The following is a 16,643-nucleotide window of genomic DNA, read 5'->3' on the forward strand; positions in this document are numbered from 1 at the left end:
GCAGCCGAACGACGGCAGCTTCAGCCCGTCCGGCGCTTGAGGACGAGCCCGGAGGGCGATCGACGGCGACCGAGTCGACGGTGCGGAACGGTCCGCGGTATACGACCCTCAGAACAACCGCAACTTGTCGTCCTCGATGCCGCGCAACGCGTCATAGTCCAGGACCGCGCAGTCGATGCCGCGATCCGTCGCGAGGACGCGCGCCTGGGGCTTGATCTCCTGCGCGGCGAAGACACCCTTCACCGGAGCCAGGTGCGGGTCGCGGTTCAACAGGTCCAGGTAGCGCGTGAGTTGCTCCACGCCGTCGATCTCGCCCCGGCGCTTGATCTCCACGGCCACCGTCGCGCCGTCGGAGTCCCGGCACAGGATGTCGACCGGGCCGATCGCCGTCGGGTACTCGCGGCGGATCAGGGTGTATCCCTCGCCAAGAGTCTCGATCCGGTCGGCGAGCAGCTCCTGGAGGTGCGCTTCCACGCCGTCCTTGATGAGGCCCGGGTCGACGCCCAGTTCGTGCGAGGAGTCGTGCAGGATCTGCTCCATCGTGATGATGAGCTTCTCGCCCGCCTTGTTCACGACCGTCCAGACGCCCGCGTCGTCCCCCGAACCCTCCTTCAGGGTGCACGGCGGCGACATCCAGTTCAGGGGCTTGTAGGCCCGGTCGTCCGCGTGGATCGAGACACTGCCGTCCGCCTTCACGAGGATGAGGCGGGGCGCGAGGGGGAGGTGGGCGGTGAGCCGGCCCGCGTAGTCGACGGAGCAGCGGGCGATGACGAGACGCATGGTCGGCAACGCTACTGGACACCCCCCGCTCCGCGCGAAACGCCCTCGTACGACGAACCGCAGGGGCGGAACAGGGCTGCGCGATCCGCCCCATATTCCGGGAAGGACACTGTTCGCCCATGGCCGGTTGTGCGCGCATTCTCCTGGTGCGGGCAGGACAGGTTGCATACCGTGGAAGCGGGTGGTCGTCACGCGTGCACGCTGCGTATGCGTCGCCCTTGCCTGTCCGTCAGCCCCCGCTCCCCGGGGGTGCGAGAGGAGAACCCATGTCGCTCGACGTCTCACCGGCACTGTTGGAACAGGCCGAGCGAGGCGAGGTCGACGAAGCCGCATTCGTCGACTGCGTCCGGACCTCCCTGCCTTACGCATGGGAGATGATCAGCTCTCTGGTGGCTCAGCTGAAGGTGGACGGTGGCGAGTTCGCCGACAACCAGACGCCGCCGCCGGACGAGCAGGCGCGTGGTCAGCTGCTGCGTGCACTCGCGAGTGACGCGATACGAGGGGCGCTGCAGCGCCACTTCGGAGTGCGTCTCGCGTTCCAGAACTGCCACCGCGTCGCGGTCTTTCCGCTCGACTCCGAGGTCGACGACCGGCTGGCCAAGTTCACTTCCATACGGGGCCAGTTGCTGAACCAGTCGCCGGAACTCAGGGACTGCTGAAGCCTGTCGCTGCCGTCCCGTACGCGGGAGGTGTCACTAGTCCGGGGCGGCAGCCCACTCGTGCGCGGTTCTCAGCCGAGCTGCGGCAGCACCTCCGCGCCGAGCCGGCGTACGTTCTCCTCCGTCGCCGCCAGGTCTCCGGAGCCCTCCATCAGCAGTGCGAAGCGGGTGACGCCGGTGCGCTCCGCGGTCGCCGCGAGCCGGTCCGCGCACAGCCGGGGCGTGCCCACCGGGTGGATCCCGCAGAGCATCTCGGTGTACGCCAGCGGGTCCCGCATCCGCCGCTCCCGGCCGTCGACCGTGACATGGGCGTCCAGGCCCTGCTTCAGCCAGCCCGGCATCGCCTTCAGGAGCGTCTCCGCCGCCTGCGCACCGCGGTCCGCGACCTGCGCCACTCCGGCCGAGACATGACCGGCCGACCGCACGGCGTCCGGCGTGTGCCCCGCGGCCAGTGCGCTCGACCGCCAGAGCGCCACCATCTCGGCCTTCTCCTCGTCCCCGACGTGCATTCCGAGCAGCATCGGCAGGCCGCGCTCCGCCGCGAGCCTGACGCTCGCGGGCGAGGTGCAGGCCAGCACGACCTCCGGACCGGCGGGCCCGGACAGCGCCTCGTCGGGGCGCGGAACGACCGCCACCTCACGGAAGTTGAACTGCTCCCCGGACGTGCCGACCCGAGACTTGCGCAGCCACTCCAGGAGCAGGTCGAGGGATTCGGGGAAGCCGCTCTCGTACGCCCCGATGTCCTTGCCGAAGACCTCCAGGTCCACCCACGGTCCCCCGCGGCCCACGCCGAGCGTGAAGCGGCCGCCGCTGGTGAGGTGGAGCAGCGCGGCCTGCTCGCCAAGGGCCACCGGATGCTGGGTGGGCAGCACGCTCACGGCGGTGCCGACGCGGATGCGGTGGGTGCGGCCGAGCAGAAACGCCGCGAACGTCGCCGCGGACGGGCACACTCCGTACGGGACGAAGTGGTGCTCGGCCAGCCAGACCGAGTCGAGCCCGGACTCCTCGGCGACCTCGCCGATCCGCAGGGCGCGGTGCAGCGCCTCGCCCTGGCCCTGGCCCGGGAACTGCGCGGCCAGTACAAAACTTCCTACACGCATCGCACTCCTGCCTCTCGGCGCCGACGCGGCCTCCCCTAGGGCAACAACGCACAGCACGTGCCAAGGGCACGGCCTGGCATACAGGTTGGCCCATTTTCATACGGGAGAGTGCCCCGGAAGAGCGGTCCCTCCGCCGAGGCTCGGGTACCCAGGGTCGCGGCGCGTAGGCTGGAGCGGTCCCATCGGCTTCCGTACGCACGTGAGGTGTTCCGTGTCTCCGCGCCGCAACCGCCCCAAGGGCGCAGGCTCCAACGGCAGGGGAGCGGACGACGAGCGTCCGCGTTACGGCGGCCATCAGTACACCGAGTCGTGGCAGGGCGAGGAGTTCACCGTCCGGCAGGTCGCGGGTTCCGGCGGGCCCGGCAAGACGTACCGCTGCCCCGGCTGCGACCAGGAGATCCGCTCGTCCGTGCCGCACGTGGTGGCCTGGCCGGAGCACGGCGCGGGCGTCGACGACCGCAGGCACTGGCACAAGGCGTGCTGGAACGCGCGGGACCGCCGCACCACGCGGGTGCGGCGGTCCCGTGACGCGCCGAGGTTCTGAGGGTTCCGTCCTCCCGGTCAGACGTCCCTGGTCTCGGTGGTGAGGAACGCGGCGCCGAAGGCGACGGCCGTCAGGCCCAGCATGATCCACAGCGGCTCCCAGCCCGTGGGGCCCGTGCCGCCGGCGACCGAGTCGCCGTAGAAGGCGATCAGCTGGCTGGGGACGGCGTACTGCAGCAGGAACAGCTGCAGGTCCTCCAGGGACTTCGAGAACATGAACATGGCCAGGACCAGCGGCAGCAGCACCAGGCCGATCATGATCGTGATCGCTCCGGCGGAGTGCCGCACCAGGGCACCCACCGCGAGCGAGAGCAGCCCGAGCGTCGCGACGAAGAGGCCCACGCCGACCGTGCCGCGCAGCCACTCCTCGCCGGTCGCGCTCGCCCCGTCGACCATGCCGGTCTGCACCACGGCCACCAGCGCGGCGGCCACCGTGGTGACGACGAAGACCAGGGCGAAGAAGACGATCGCCTTGGCGGCCAGGATCCGGCTGCGGGACGGGCAGGCCGTCGTCGTCGTACGGATCATTCCGGTGCCGTACTCGGAGCCGATGGTCAGCACGCCGAGCGTCATCACGCACAGCATGCCGAGCAGGATGCCGAAGGAGCCGAGGCCGATGGCCGACTGGCCGCCGAGCTCCATGTCGGCCGATGCGGCGATGACGCCGATCAGCGTGCCGATGCCGAGGACCAGGACGAGCATCACGCCGAGCGTCCAGATCGTCGAGCGCACGCTGCGGATCTTCGTCCACTCCGAGGCGAGCGCGTGCCCGAGGTGCGTCTTCGTGATCGGGATCGGCGAGACGTACGTCTCCACGGGCGGGCCCGACTGCCACTGCTGCTGGGCCTGCTGGGCCTGCTGGGCCTGCTGGGCCTGTGGGGCCTGGTGCGGTGCGGGCTGCTGCTGGCCCTGCTGGTGCGGGGCGGGCAGGGTGCGCAGCATCGCGGTGTGCTCCTGCGGAGGCTGCTGACCGGCGGGCGCCTGCGGCTGCGGGACCGGCTGCCCCTGGGGCGCCTGCGGAGGCTGCTGCGGCTGCTGCGGGGGAGCGGGCGGCATGGACGGGGGCTGCTGGGGCTGCTGCGGCTGCGGCACGGAGGGCGTGGGCGGAGTGCTCATCGGGTGGCGTCCTCGTTGTCGCTGGTGGCGCTCTTGGTCGGTTCGGCGGCGGGCGGCTGCTCCTGGGGCAGCGGCTGCGCCTGCGCCTCGGCCTGCGGCTGCGGAGGCTGCTGCGGCTCCGGGAGCTTGCGCAGCATCGCCGTCTGCTGCTCCTGCTGCGGGGCGGGCAGGGTGCGCAGCATCGCCGTGTGCTCCGGCGGCGTCGCGCCCTGCGGCTGAGCCGGGGCCTGCGGGGCGGCGGCCTGGCCCGCGTACGGGTTCGGCTGTCCGCCCTGCTGCGGGGCGGGCGGCGGGTACCAGCCCGGCTGGTCCTGGCCCGGCACCGGCACCGGCGGCGCAATGCCCGGGGCGAGGCCCGGCGGCTGCGGCTGTTGGAAGCCGCCCAGCTGGTCGGCCGTGGAGCGGTAGTCCACGGCGCCCTGGGTGAGCCGCATGTACGCCTCTTCCAGGGAGGCCTGGTGCGGCGAGAGCTCCCACAGGCGTACGTCCGCGTCGTGCGCGAGGTCGCTGATGCGGGGCAGCGGCAGGCCCGTGACGCGCAGTGCGCCGTCCTGCTCGGGCAGCACCTGGCCGCCCGCCTCGGTCAGCGCCGACGTCAGCTTCTCGCGCTGCTGCGGCTCGGTCTCCGGCGTACGGACGCGCGCGAAGCCCGCCGAGTTGGCCGCGATGAACTCACGGACGCTCATGTCGGCGAGCAGCTGGCCGCGGCCGATCACGATCAAGTGCTCGGCGGTGAGGGCCATTTCGGACATCAGGTGCGAGGAGACGAAGACCGTACGGCCCTCGGCGGCGAGCGACTTCATCAGGTTCCTGACCCAGAGGATGCCCTCGGGGTCGAGGCCGTTGACCGGCTCGTCGAAGAGCAGCACCTGCGGGTCGCCAAGGAGCGCGGCGGCGATGCCGAGCCGCTGGCCCATGCCGAGCGAGAAGCCCTTGGACCGCTTCTTCGCGACCTCCGTGAGGCCCACGACCCCGAGCACCTCGTCGACCCGGGAGGCCGGGATGCCGGACAGCTGGGCGAGCGAGAGCAGGTGGTTGCGGGCGTGCCGGCCGCCGTGCACCGCCTTGGCGTCGAGCAGCGCGCCGACCTGGCGGGGCGCGTTCGGCAGCCTGCGGTAGGGGTAGCCCGCGATCGTGACACGTCCCGCGGTCGGGTTGTCGAGCCCGAGGATCATCCGCATCGTCGTGGACTTGCCCGATCCGTTCGGCCCGAGGAAGCCGGTGACGGTACCCGGCCGGACCTGGAAGGAAAGGTTGTACACGGCCGTCTTCGCGCCGTAGCGCTTGGTCAGGCCGACTGCCTCGATCATTCTCCGCACCCATCGAGAGGTCAGGACGTCGGGGCAGTGCTCACGCCCCCGTAAGGATTAGGAGGATATCCACGCCTTGACGGTTCCGGCCAAGTCGGGTGAAGGACCCGGCTCTCGGCTGCGAAGAGCCGCGCGGCCTCGTCGCGCACGGCCGCGTCGGCCCGCGCCGCCCGCACCCAGGACCGCGCGTCGGGCCCGAGCAGCGCGCGCAGCGCCGCCGATCCCGCGAGCAGCCCGGTGAGCAGCGCCCCCTGCTCGCCCCCGGCCAGCGGCCGCCCGTCGGGACCGGCGAGCACGCCCCGCTCCCCGGTGTAGATCCAGGCTCCGGGCCCGCCTGCGTCGACGTGGCTCTCGTCCAGCCAGCGGCGCCGGTAGTTCGGGAGCTCGGTGGCGTCGACGGCGGCGAGCTGTGCGTCGTCGAGCCAGCTGAGGACGAGGGTGAGGGTGCTGTCCGGGTCCGGGTAGGGGGCGGCGGCCACATATCCGGCCCGCCCCACATGGGCGGAGCACCCGATGCCGATGCCGCGCACCCTGACCGGCACCATCGGCACGTCCGTGCTGAGGGAGCGCCGCGCGAGCTTGTACGCGACCTGGGCGGGGCAGGCGTTGGAGCCGACGGCGAGGACGGGATGGCGGCGGTCCAGGTCGTCCAGGACCTGGTCGAGCCGCGGCCCGCCCTCGACGTACATCCCGCCGAGCGAACCCGCGCCGCTCGCGAGGCGCAGCAGCCGGTCCCCGCGCAGCAGGGCGGGCCAGGGCACCGGTTGTCCCGGATACGTCAGCGGATGCTCGAACGGCACGGTGGCGAGCCCGAGTTCGAGCAGGGTGCGCCCGTCCACGTGTACCTCCTCACCAGAACGGTTCGTCGCCGGGTGCGGCCGCGTCGGGGCCGGGCGCGCAGTTCCCCGCGCCCCTGAGGACGTGCCCCCAGAGCAAGCCCGTACCCCCTAAGCATCTCTCCGTTTGATCAGTACGAACCCGCCCAGAACGGCCACCGCCACCCACGCCACCATGATCGCCAGGCCGCCCCAGGGCCCGTACGGAGTGTCGTCGTCCAGCGGGCTGACCACCTGCATGATCTTCTGGCCCGCCTGGTCCGGCAGGAACTGGCCGATCTTCTTCGTCGCCGAGACATTGCCGAGGATGCTGGAGACCAGGAAGAAGAACGGCATCAGGATGCCGAGCGACAGCATCGGGCTGCGCAGCATCGCGGCGACGCCCATCGAGAAGACCGCGATCAGCGTCATGTAGAGCCCGCCGCCGATCACCGCCCGCAGCACCCCGGCGTCGCCGAGCGAGGCCCGGTGCTCGCCCATCGCGGCCTGGCCGACGAAGAACGTGATGAAGCTGGTGACCATGGCCACCACGAGCGCGAGCGCCGTGGCCACCACGATCTTGCTGAACAGGAACGCCGCGCGCTGCGGCACCGCCGCGAGCGAGGTGCGGATCATCCCGGTGCTGTACTCGTTCGACACCACGAGCACACCGAAGACGATCATCGCCAGCTGCCCGAGGCCCATCCCCGCGAAGCTGATCGCGGTCGGGTCGAAGGCGAGCCGGTCGCGGGCGTTCATGTTGGCGAAGTCGTTCTTGGCGAGGATCGAGATGAGCAGTCCGAGCCCGATCGTCACGACGACGGCGAGGCCGAGCGTCCAGACCGTCGACGCCACCGAACGGATCTTGGTCCACTCCGATGTGAGTACGCGTCCCGAGGACATCGGCTCAGCTCCCCGTCTTCTTCTGCCGCTGTTCCCGAGCCCACTGCTCGCCCCAGCCGCCACCGGCGCCGGGCGAGGCGGAACCCGGACCGCCCGCCCAGCCGTCGGTGTCCGGCGGGCCCGTCTCCGCGTGCGCGTGGTACTCCACCGACTCGGCGGTCAACTGCATGAAGGCCTCTTCCAAGGACGCCTGCTGCGGGCTGAGTTCATGGAGGACGAGCTGGTGCTTGGCGGCCAGCTCCCCGATCCGCTCGGACCGCGCCCCGTCCACCTCCAGGGTTCCGTTTCCGGCCTCGACGGCGGTGATCCCGGCCTGCCGCAACACGTCCCTGAGCCGTTCCTGCTGCGGTGAGCGCAGCCGTACGTACGACCGCGAGTTCTGCCGGATGAAGTCGGCCATCGAGGTGTCCGCGAGGAGACGCCCCTGGCCGATGACGACCAAGTGGTCCGCCGTGAGGGCCATTTCGCTCATCAGATGGGAGGAGACGAAGACGGTGCGGCCCTGCGCCGCGAGCGACTTCATCAGATTCCGGATCCAGTGGATGCCCTCGGGGTCGAGGCCGTTGACCGGCTCGTCGAACATCAGGATCTGCGGGTCGCCGAGGAGCGCGCCCGCGATGCCGAGCCGCTGGCCCATGCCGAGCGAGAAGCCCTTGGCCTTCTTCTTCGCGACGGCGGTCAGGCCGACGGTGTCGAGCACCTCCGCCACCCGGGACTTCGTGATGCCGTTGGACTGCGCCAGGCAGAGGAGGTGGTTGAACGCGCTGCGCCCGCCGTGCATCGCCTTGGCGTCGAGGAGGGCGCCGATGTACGTGAGCGGGTGCCGGATCTGGTCGTAGTGCCGGCCGTCGATCCGGACGTCGCCCGCGGTGGGATGGTCCAGGCCGAGGAGCATCCGCATCGTGGTGGACTTGCCGGCGCCGTTGGGCCCGAGGAAGCCGGTGACGACACCGGGTCTGACGGTGAAGGTGAGGTGGTTGACGGCGACCTTCTCCCCGTACCGCTTCGTCAGGCCCTCGAGCTCGATCATGCGGCCCACGCTAAAACGGGACAAAGCCCCCTGCCACTTGAGTGACAGAGGGCTTCGTCCCGCTCGGGGCAGATCCGTTCCCGAAGGAAACGGCCTACGGCAGCGGCCGTGCGGTCACCGGGTCTGCTGCGCCGGAACCCCGCGGGTGACCGGCTCCTCCTCGCCGCCGGGCGCGGCCTGCGCGGCCACGGCGGCACCGGTGAGGGTCGCCAGCATCTCGCGCACGTTGGTCAGCTGCGCGTTGATCGAGTCGCGGCGGTTGGTCAGGGCCGCCAGCTCGCGCTCGGATTCGCTGCGGATCCGGTCGGCCTTGGCGTTGGCGTCCGCCACGATGTCCTCGGCCTGGCGCTGCGCCGTCTCCACCGTCTGGCGCGCACGACGCTCCGCGTCCGTACGCAGCTTCTCCGCCTCCAGGCGCAGCTGCTCGGCGCGGTGCTCGATCTCGGCGAGACGCTTCTCGGCCTTGGCCTGACGCGAGGCCAGGTCGCGCTCGGACTGCTCGCGGCGCTTGGCGAGGTTGGTCTCGAAATCGGCGGCGGCCTGCGCGGCCTTGGCGCGGGTCTCCTCGAAGAGGGCGTCGGCCTCCTCGCGCTTGGACTGCGCGTCCTTCTGGGCCTCGGTGCGCAGCGCGGTCGCCTCGCCCTTGGCCTTCTCGACGATCCGGACGCCCTCGTCCTCGGCCTTGGCCTTGCGCTCGGCGGCGAACGCCTCCGCGTCGTTGCGCACCTGCTGCGCGGCGGACTCGGCCAGCTCGCGGTGCTGCTCGGCGGCCCGGCGGGCCTCCTCGCGCAGGTCCTTGGCCTCCTCCTCGGCGAGCCGGAGGATCTTCTCGACGCGGGCACCGAGCCCGGCGTACGACGGCTCGGCGTCGTTCACCTGGGCCTGGGCGTTCTGCGTCTCGAGGTGGAGCTCCTCGATGCGCTTTTCCAGAGCAGTGATGCGAGCGAGAGCGGAGTCACGGTCGGAGACGAGCTTAGAGATACGTTCGTCCACCTGAGCGCGGTCGTACCCACGCCGCACAAGCTCGAAGCCGTAGGGGGAAGTGTCGCTCATGGGGTTCCTGTCAACTGAGACCGGTGAGGTGTTAGGAGGAATCCTAGGGGTCATGGCGGCGTGTCATCGAGCAGTTGCCCGTTTGATCTGGAGAATGACCCCCCTTTCGGGTGGCTCATGGCCGGACCGCTTGCCGACGCGGCGCCCCAACACCCTTGCCGAGCACGGAAGATGGCGTTCCGATCAGTTTTCGGACGACTTCCCACCCGATCGAGGGGCACCGATCGTCGCCCCCGCCTTGACGCCGCCCCCGGAGCCGCCGCCCGCCTTGCCGTTGCCGCCGGCCGAGGGCACCTCGAAGGACTCAAGGGCCTCCAAGACGTCCTGAACCCGGGAGATTTCGGCGTTGATGTCCTCGCGGCGGCGCACCAGGACGTCCAGCTCGCGCTGCCCCTCCTCGACGAGCCGCGCGGCCTCGCGCTCCGCCTCCGAGGTGAGCCGCTCGGCCTCCCGCACGGCGTCGGCCTTCTTCTGCTCGGCCTCCTTGATGAGCCCCTCCGCCTTCTTCACGGCGGAGATGCGCACCTTGCTCGCCTCCGAATCGGCGTCCGCCCGCAGCTCCTTGGCCTTCTCCTGCGCCTCGGCCAGCTGCTCCTCGGCGGCCTTCACCAGGGCGTCACAACGCTCTCCCGCAGATTTCATCTGCTCGGCCGACTCGCGCCGCGCCCGCTCGTGCAGCTCCTCGATCTCGCCGGTGATGCGCTCGCGCAGTTCCTCGGCCCGCTCCCGGATCTGGGTCGCGTCCCGGCGGGCGCCGACGAGGAGTCCGTCCGCGTCCGTACGCGCCTTCTCCACCATCGCGTGGCCCTCGCCGCGCGCCTCGGAGACCAGCCGCTCGGCCTCGTTGCGGGCGGCGCCGACCATCGTGTCGGCCTGCGTCTCCGCGTCCGTGGTCGTCTTCAGCGCCTGCTCGCCCGCCTCGGACGTCAGCTTCTCCGCCTCCGCCGTCGACTCCGTGATGAGCTTGTCGACCTGCTCGGCGGCCTCCGTACGACGCTTGTTGGCGTCCGCGCGGGCCTCGTCCCGGGTCTTCTCGGCCTCGGCCTGCGCCTCGGCGCGCAGCCGCTCCGCCTCGGCGGCGGCCTCCGCCTTGACCCGCTCGGCCTCGCCGCGGATCCGCTCCGCGTGCTGCTGCGCCGAACCGACCGTCTCCGCCGCCTCCGCGCGCAGCCGCTCCGCCTCGCCGCTCGCCTCCGCGAGCGTCCGGTCGGCCTCCGCGCGGGTCTCGGCGCGCAGTTGGTCCGCCGCGGCCTGGCTCTCGGCGCGCAGCTGGTCGGCGGCGGTCTGCGTCTCGGTACGCAGCTGCTCCGCCGCGGCCTGGGTGTCCGTACGCAGCTGGTCGGCGGCCGTCCGCGTCTCCGACTGCAGCCGCTCGGCCTCCGAAGTCGCCTCGCCGATCAGCCGGTCGGCCTGCTCCGCCGCGTCCGTACGAATCCGGTTGGCGTCGTCGCGGGCCTCGGCGCGCGTACGGGACGCGTCCTGCTCGGCCGTCGACAGCCGCTCGGACGCCTCCGTACGCGCTCGCTGGGCGTGCTCCGTCGCCTCCGACTTGAGCCGTTCGGCCTCCGCGAGCGCCTCCGAAACGGTGCGCTCCGCAAGGGACTTGGCGGCCTCGGTCTCCTCCTGGGCCTCGCGCCGCAGCCGCGTCGCGTCCTCGGAGGCGCGCTCCCGCTCCGCGTACGCGTCCGTGCGGACCCGCTCGGCCTCCTCGGTGGCCTCGCCGCGGGTGCGCTCCGCCGCGTGCTCGGCCGCCGAGCGCAGCCCCGTGATCTCCTCCTGCGCCTGCTCGTGCAGACCGGCCACGGAGTCCCGCACCTGCTGCGCCGTCAGCTCGGCCGCGGCGACCAGATCGCCGGCCCGCTGGTCCGCCTCCTCGACCAGGCGCTGCGCCTCGGCCTGCGCCTCGTCGACCCGCTTGCGCGCCGCGGCGAGCAGCTCCTCGCTCTGCTCGCGGGCCCGCTCCCGCTCCTGGTCCGCCTCCGTCCGCGCCGAGGACAGCAGCTCCTCGGCCTCCCGGCGGCGCCGCGCGGCCTCCTCCTGGGCGGCCGACAGCGCCTCGGCCGCCTCCGCCGACACCCGCTCCGCGGCGGCCGTGGCCTCCGCGCGCACCCGGTCCGCGGTCTCCTGCGCCTCGGTCTTGAGCCGCTCGGCCTCCGTCGCGGCCTCACTGCGCAGGCGTACGGCGACGGCCTCGCCCTCGGCACGCGACTCGGAGGCCTCCGCGGCGGCCTCGGTGCGCAGCCGCTCGGCCTCCTTCTCGGCCTGCGCCTGCAGCGTGCGGATCCGCTCGGCGGCCTCGGTGCGCAGCCGCTCCGTCTCGTCCGCGGCCTCGCGCCGCAGCCGCTCGGCCTCGGTGCGGGCGTCCTCAAGGGACGTCTCGGCCGCGGTGAGGCGCTCCTCGGCCTCGGTGTGCAGGCGGGTCAACTCCTCGGCGGCCTCGGCCCGCCGGCGCTCGACCGCCTCGTCGGCCTCCTGGCGCAGCTGCCGCGCCGCCTCCTCGGCCTCCGCCTTCGTGGCCTCGGCCTGCTCCCGGGCCTCGTCGCGGTGCCGCTCGGCCTCGGTGCGGGTGCGCTCCAGGGTCTCCTCGGCCTGCTTGCGCAGCGTCGTGGCGCGCTCGATGGCCTCGGTGCGGACCTTCTCGGCGTCCGCGCTCGCGCCGGTCCGCAGCTCCTCGGCGTCGCCACGGGCCTTGGTGAGCAGCTCCTCGGCGGAGGCCGCGGCCTCCTCGATCTTCTGCACCGCCTCGCGCCGGGCCTCGGCGCGGATCCTCTCGCCCTCGGAGACCGCCTCGGCCCGCAGCTGCTCGGCCTCGCCGCGCAGCCGGCGCGCCTCCTCCTGCAGCTCGACCGTCTTGGCGCGGTACTCCTTGGTGTCGTCCTTCGCGGCGCCCTTGAGCTCCTCCGCGATGTCGTGCGCCTCGGCCCGCAGCCGGTCCGCCTCGGCCTCGGCCTCGCTGCGGATCCGCTCCGCCTCGTCGCTCGCGGCCTTCGTGGTCTTCTTGGCGTCCTCGGCGGCCTTGTTGAGCGACTCCTCGGCACTGCGCGCGGCCGCGGCCAGCTGGGAGGCGGTCTCCTCGGCCGTGATCGTACGAGCCTTCTCGGCGGCGTCGGCGATCAGCTTCTCGCCCTCGGCGCGGGCGTCGGCCAGGGCCTGGGCGGCCTCTTCCTTGGTGGCCTCGGACTCCTTGGTCGCCTCGCCGACCAGGCGGGCCACCTGCTCCTTCGCCGTACGCGTGCGCTGCTCGTTGGTGGCCTCCGCGGTGGCCAGCGCCTTCGCCGCGGACTCCTTGGCCTCGGCGACGGCCTTCTCCGCCTCGGCCCGCGCCTCGCGCAGCGCCGTCTCGGCCTCGGCCATGCGCTGCTCGGCCGTGCGGTTCAGCTCGGCGGACTGGCGGCGGGCCTGCTCGGACTCAGTTGCCGTCGAGGACCGCAGCTGCTCCGCGTGGTCGGTGGCCTCCTGGGCCTGCGTGGAGGCGGCGTTCAGGAGACGCTCGGCCTCGGCGCGGGCCCGGCGCAGGATCGCTTCGGCCTCGGCCCGCCCGGCCTCCGCCTCGCTGGTGAGCCGCTGCCGTGCCTCGGTGGTGAGCCGCTCGGCCTCCGCGCGGGCGGCGGCGAGGGACTGCTCGGCCTCCGTACGCGACTCGTCGATGAGCCGGCGGGCCTGCTGCTCGGTGCGGTTGCGGAGCTGCTCGGCCCACGCCACGTTCTCGTTGACGTGCGACTCGACGGTCTGGCGGCGCTCGTTGAGCTCCTGGTCGAGCTGCTGGCGCCGGGAGACGGCCTCGCCGTGCAGCTCGGCCTGCAGGCGGGCCTGCTGCTCGGCGTGCTCCTGGAGGATGCGCTGCGTCTGGGCGCGCGCCTCGCGCAGCTCGCGCTCCGCGTCGGCGCGCAGCTGGTCGGCCTGGATCTGGGCGTTCCGCAGCAACTGCTCGGCCTGGTAACCGAGATCGGCGGTGTCGTAGGCAGGACGGGACGCGAGGCTGCGGCGCGCCTCGTGCAGCTTGGCGCGCAGCACCTCGACCTGGTAGCCGAGATCCTCGGCGTGCTGAACGGCCTTCTCCCGCTCGGTCTTCAGCCGATCCATCTCGGCCTCGAACCGCGAGAGGCTGTCGGTCCGGCCGGTCTCAGCCCGCGAGTTGTCCTGGCGTTCGTAGCCCCGCACTGCGCGGTCCCATCCGTCCCCTGGTCGAAAGATTCTCCGTACGAGCGCCATTCGTCCGCTGAACAACGCCCCCGGGGAATGGTGACAGATCAACGGCGTCCGAGGGACTGCCGCCCAGACGCGGCCGCCGCTCGATGCCAGTGACCCGAAACCTGGTGTTCCCGACCCCGGACAACGGCCGCCCGATCCGCGCGACGGCCGCCCCCAACTCTACCGGCCCAGGGATGCTTCAGGTCAGTGGTCCGGAGCGGGCTCCGCCGCGGAAGTGACCAGTTCGGTGAGGACCCCGTGGCAGTCCTTGGGGTGCAGGAAGGTGATCCGGGACCCCATCGACCCGATCCGCGGCTCCTCGTAGAGGACCCGTACGCCCTTGTCCTTGATCGCGGCGGCGTCCGCGTCGACGTCCGCGGTGCCGAAGGCGATGTGGTGCACGCCCTCGCCGTTCTTGGCCAGCCACTTGGCGACCGTGGAGTCCTCGCGGACGGGTTCGAGGAGCTGGAGGTAGGAGGCGCCGCCGTCGGACGTCTCGTTGATCTTCAACATGGCTTCGCGGACGCCCTGTTCCTCGTTGACCTCGGTGTGGAAGACCTCGAAGCCGTACGTCGACGTGTAGAACTCGACGGTCTTCTCCAGGTCGTGGCAGGCGATCCCGATGTGGTCGATGCGTGTCAGCATGGCACCAGTGGAGCGTGCCGCCCCTGATCACGCAACGTGCGCGCGATCACACCGAAAGGCCGGTGACCCGAGGCCGTACCGCTCAGTACATTGACGTAAACCCTCGTTCACTCCTCATCCAAGGGGCCGTGCCTCATGTCTGGAACGAACAGCACGACCTCGGTGATCGTCGCAGGGGCCCGCACGCCCATGGGACGACTCCTTGGTTCCCTCAAGTCCTTCTCCGGAGCCGACCTCGGCGGCTTCGCGATCAAGGCCGCACTCGACCGCGCGGGCCTGGCCGGCGACCAGGTCGAGTACGTGATCATGGGCCAGGTCCTGCAGGCCGGGGCGGGGCAGATCCCGGCGCGGCAGGCCGCGGTCAAGGCGGGCATCCCGATGAACGTCCCGGCGCTCACCATCAACAAGGTGTGCCTCTCCGGGCTCGACGCGATCGCCCTCGCCGACCAGCTGATCCGCGCCGGCGAGTTCGACGTCGTCGTGGCCGGCGGCCAGGAGTCCATGACCAACGCCCCGCACCTGCTCCCCAAGTCCCGCGAGGGGTACAAGTACGGCGCGATCGAGATGCTCGACGCGATGGCGCACGACGGCCTGACCGACTCCTTCGACGGCGTCGCCATGGGCGAGTCCACGGAGAAGCACAACACCCGCCTCGGCATCGCCCGCCCCGAGCAGGACGAGATCGCCGCGCAGTCCCACCAGCGGGCGGCGGCCGCGCAGAAGAACGGTCTGTTCGAGGCCGAGATCGCCCCGGTGGAGATCCCGCAGCGCAAGGGTGAGCCGGTCGTCTTCTCGCAGGACGAGGGCATCCGCGCCGAGACCACCGCCGAGTCCCTCGGCAAGCTCCGCCCCGCCTTCGCCAAGGACGGCACGATCACCGCGGGCACCGCCTCGCAGATCTCCGACGGCGCCGCCGCGGTCGTCGTGATGAGCAAGGCCAAGGCCGAGGAGCTGGGCCTCGACTGGATCGCCGAGATCGGCGCGCACGGCAACGTCGCGGGCCCCGACAACTCCCTCCAGTCCCAGCCGTCCAACGCCATCAAGCACGCCCTGGAGAAGGACGGCCTGGGCGTCGGCGACCTCGACCTGATCGAGATCAACGAGGCCTTCGCCGCCGTCTCCGTGCAGTCAATGAAGGACCTCGGCGTTACCCCGGAAAAGGTGAACGTCAACGGCGGCGCGATCGCCCTCGGCCACCCCATCGGCATGTCCGGCGCCCGGATCGTGCTGCACCTCGCCCTGGAGCTGAAGCGCCGCGGCGGCGGGACCGGCGCTGCCGCGCTGTGCGGCGGCGGCGGTCAGGGCGACGCGCTCGTCGTCCGGGTCCCGAAGGCCTGACGCGCGCGGTCCGCCGTCCCTGGAGTTGCTACGCGTACGAACAGAACGGGAGCAGTGATGCAGGACGTCCCCGCCCTGGTGGCCCAGGCGCGTGAGGGCAGGCCGCGGGCCGTGGCCCGGCTGATCTCGCTGGTGGAGGGGGCGTCCCCGCAACTGCGCGAGGTGATGGCGGCGCTCGCCCCACTGGCGGGCGGGGCGTACGTGGTGGGCCTGACCGGCTCGCCCGGCGTCGGCAAGTCCACGTCCACGTCGGCGCTGGTCTCGGCGTACCGGCGGACCGGGAAGCGGGTCGGCGTGCTCGCCGTCGACCCGTCCTCGCCGTTCTCCGGCGGCGCGCTGCTCGGCGACCGGGTGCGGATGTCGGAGCACGCCTCCGACCCCGGGGTCTACATCCGCTCGATGGCCACGCGCGGGCACCTGGGCGGGCTCGCCTGGGCGGCGCCGCAGGCGATCCGGGTCCTGGACGCGGCGGGCTGCGACGTGGTCCTCGTCGAGACCGTCGGCGTCGGCCAGTCCGAGGTGGAGATCGCCTCGCAGGCCGACACCTCCGTCGTCCTCCTCGCGCCCGGCATGGGCGACGGCATCCAGGCGGCGAAGGCCGGAATCCTGGAGATCGGCGATGTGTACGTGGTGAACAAGGCCGACCGCGACGGTGCGGACGCGACGGCCCGCGAGCTCAACCACATGCTGGGCCTGGGCGAGTCCCGCGCCCCCGGTGACTGGCGCCCGCCGATCGTGAAGACGGTCGCGGCGCGCGGCGAGGGCGTCGACGAGGTCGTCGAGGCCCTGGAGAAGCACCGCGCGTGGATGGAGGAGCGCGGGGTGCTCGCCGAGCGCCGCCGGTCGCGGGCGGCCCGCGAGGTGGAGACGATCGCGGTCACGGCCCTGCGGGAACGCATCGCCGACCTGCATGGCGACCGCCGCCTCTCCGCCCTCGCGGAGCGCATCGTCGCGGGCGAGCTCGATCCTTACGCGGCGGCGGACGAGCTGGTGGCGGGGCTTACGGAGGGCTGATCCTTCAGCTGGTCCGCCCCGCGCTGTGGTCCGGGGCCAGCCATCCGTGGGGCTGCGCCCCCCGCCCCTCAGCTGGTCTGCCCCGCGCTGTGGTCCGGGGCTAGCCATCCGTGGGGCTGCGCCCCCCGCCCCTCAGCTGGTCTGCC

The 16,643-nt window shown here is 72.2% G+C and carries 14 protein-coding genes; 4 read left to right on the top strand and 10 right to left on the bottom strand.

Going from position 1 to position 16,643, the window contains the following annotated elements; genetic code table 11:
• Positions 1 to 108 precede the first annotated feature (108 nt).
• Positions 109 to 780 carry an endonuclease NucS gene (gene nucS, locus QIT00_RS01260; protein ID WP_282533115.1) on the bottom strand — a complete coding sequence of 224 codons (672 nt, stop codon included), beginning with the start codon at positions 778 to 780 and terminating at the stop codon, positions 109 to 111.
• A 266-nt stretch (positions 781 to 1,046) separates the two neighbouring features.
• On the opposite strand from nucS, the gene QIT00_RS01265 reads away from it, so the two are divergent.
• On the top strand, positions 1,047 to 1,439 hold the full coding sequence (locus QIT00_RS01265; protein ID WP_282533116.1) for an SCO5389 family protein: 393 nt from the start codon (positions 1,047 to 1,049) through the stop codon (positions 1,437 to 1,439).
• Between the two features lie 71 nt (positions 1,440 to 1,510).
• Here QIT00_RS01265 and QIT00_RS01270 read toward each other — a convergent pair whose 3' ends face one another.
• On the bottom strand, positions 1,511 to 2,539 hold the full coding sequence (locus tag QIT00_RS01270; RefSeq protein WP_282533117.1) for an LLM class flavin-dependent oxidoreductase: 1,029 nt from the start codon (positions 2,537 to 2,539) through the stop codon (positions 1,511 to 1,513).
• A 211-nt stretch (positions 2,540 to 2,750) separates the two neighbouring features.
• On the opposite strand from QIT00_RS01270, the gene QIT00_RS01275 reads away from it, so the two are divergent.
• Positions 2,751 to 3,083 (top strand): ATP/GTP-binding protein, encoded by a 333-nt coding sequence (locus tag QIT00_RS01275; protein WP_282533118.1) that lies wholly within the window; start codon positions 2,751 to 2,753, stop codon positions 3,081 to 3,083.
• 17 nt (positions 3,084 to 3,100) lie between these two features.
• Here QIT00_RS01275 and QIT00_RS01280 read toward each other — a convergent pair whose 3' ends face one another.
• The 8 genes from QIT00_RS01280 to mce form a co-directional block, all read right to left on the bottom strand.
• On the bottom strand, positions 3,101 to 4,024 hold the full coding sequence (locus QIT00_RS01280; protein WP_408909697.1) for an ABC transporter permease subunit: 924 nt from the start codon (positions 4,022 to 4,024) through the stop codon (positions 3,101 to 3,103).
• Between the two features lie 170 nt (positions 4,025 to 4,194).
• Positions 4,195 to 5,508: an ABC transporter ATP-binding protein gene (locus QIT00_RS01285; protein ID WP_282533119.1), complete on the bottom strand. Its 1,314-nt coding sequence runs from the start codon at positions 5,506 to 5,508 to the stop codon at positions 4,195 to 4,197.
• A 20-nt stretch (positions 5,509 to 5,528) separates the two neighbouring features.
• Positions 5,529 to 6,347, bottom strand: coding sequence for a hypothetical protein (locus QIT00_RS01290; RefSeq protein WP_282533120.1), 819 nt, complete (start codon positions 6,345 to 6,347; stop codon positions 5,529 to 5,531).
• Positions 6,348 to 6,455: 108 nt separating this feature from the next.
• Positions 6,456 to 7,226, bottom strand: a complete 771-nt coding sequence (locus QIT00_RS01295; RefSeq protein ID WP_282533121.1) for an ABC transporter permease — start codon at positions 7,224 to 7,226, stop codon at positions 6,456 to 6,458.
• 4 nt (positions 7,227 to 7,230) lie between these two features.
• Positions 7,231 to 8,256 carry an ABC transporter ATP-binding protein gene (locus QIT00_RS01300; protein ID WP_282533122.1) on the bottom strand — a complete coding sequence of 342 codons (1,026 nt, stop codon included), beginning with the start codon at positions 8,254 to 8,256 and terminating at the stop codon, positions 7,231 to 7,233.
• Positions 8,257 to 8,370: 114 nt separating this feature from the next.
• On the bottom strand, positions 8,371 to 9,309 hold the full coding sequence (locus tag QIT00_RS01305) for a coiled-coil domain-containing protein (RefSeq protein ID WP_282533123.1): 939 nt from the start codon (positions 9,307 to 9,309) through the stop codon (positions 8,371 to 8,373).
• Between the two features lie 183 nt (positions 9,310 to 9,492).
• Complete coding sequence (gene scy / locus QIT00_RS01310; RefSeq protein ID WP_282533124.1) at positions 9,493 to 13,470, bottom strand: polarized growth protein Scy; 3,978 nt, start codon at positions 13,468 to 13,470, stop codon at positions 9,493 to 9,495.
• Positions 13,471 to 13,704: 234 nt separating this feature from the next.
• Positions 13,705 to 14,145: a methylmalonyl-CoA epimerase gene (mce, locus tag QIT00_RS01315; RefSeq protein ID WP_282533125.1), complete on the bottom strand. Its 441-nt coding sequence runs from the start codon at positions 14,143 to 14,145 to the stop codon at positions 13,705 to 13,707.
• Between the two features lie 135 nt (positions 14,146 to 14,280).
• Between mce and QIT00_RS01320 the strand changes: the two genes are divergently transcribed.
• Both QIT00_RS01320 and meaB read left to right on the top strand, forming a co-directional pair.
• Positions 14,281 to 15,483, top strand: coding sequence for an acetyl-CoA C-acetyltransferase (locus tag QIT00_RS01320; RefSeq protein WP_282533126.1), 1,203 nt, complete (start codon positions 14,281 to 14,283; stop codon positions 15,481 to 15,483).
• A gap of 57 nt (positions 15,484 to 15,540) precedes the next feature.
• The gene (meaB, locus tag QIT00_RS01325) at positions 15,541 to 16,497 is read left to right on the top strand and encodes a methylmalonyl Co-A mutase-associated GTPase MeaB (RefSeq protein ID WP_282533127.1); all 957 of its coding nucleotides are present in this window, start codon (positions 15,541 to 15,543) and stop codon (positions 16,495 to 16,497) included.
• The last annotated feature ends 146 nt before the right edge of the window (positions 16,498 to 16,643 follow it).

Origin of the sequence: Streptomyces luteolus, assembly GCF_029968015.1 — a bacterium.
Taxonomy (GTDB): domain Bacteria; phylum Actinomycetota; class Actinomycetes; order Streptomycetales; family Streptomycetaceae; genus Streptomyces; species Streptomyces luteolus.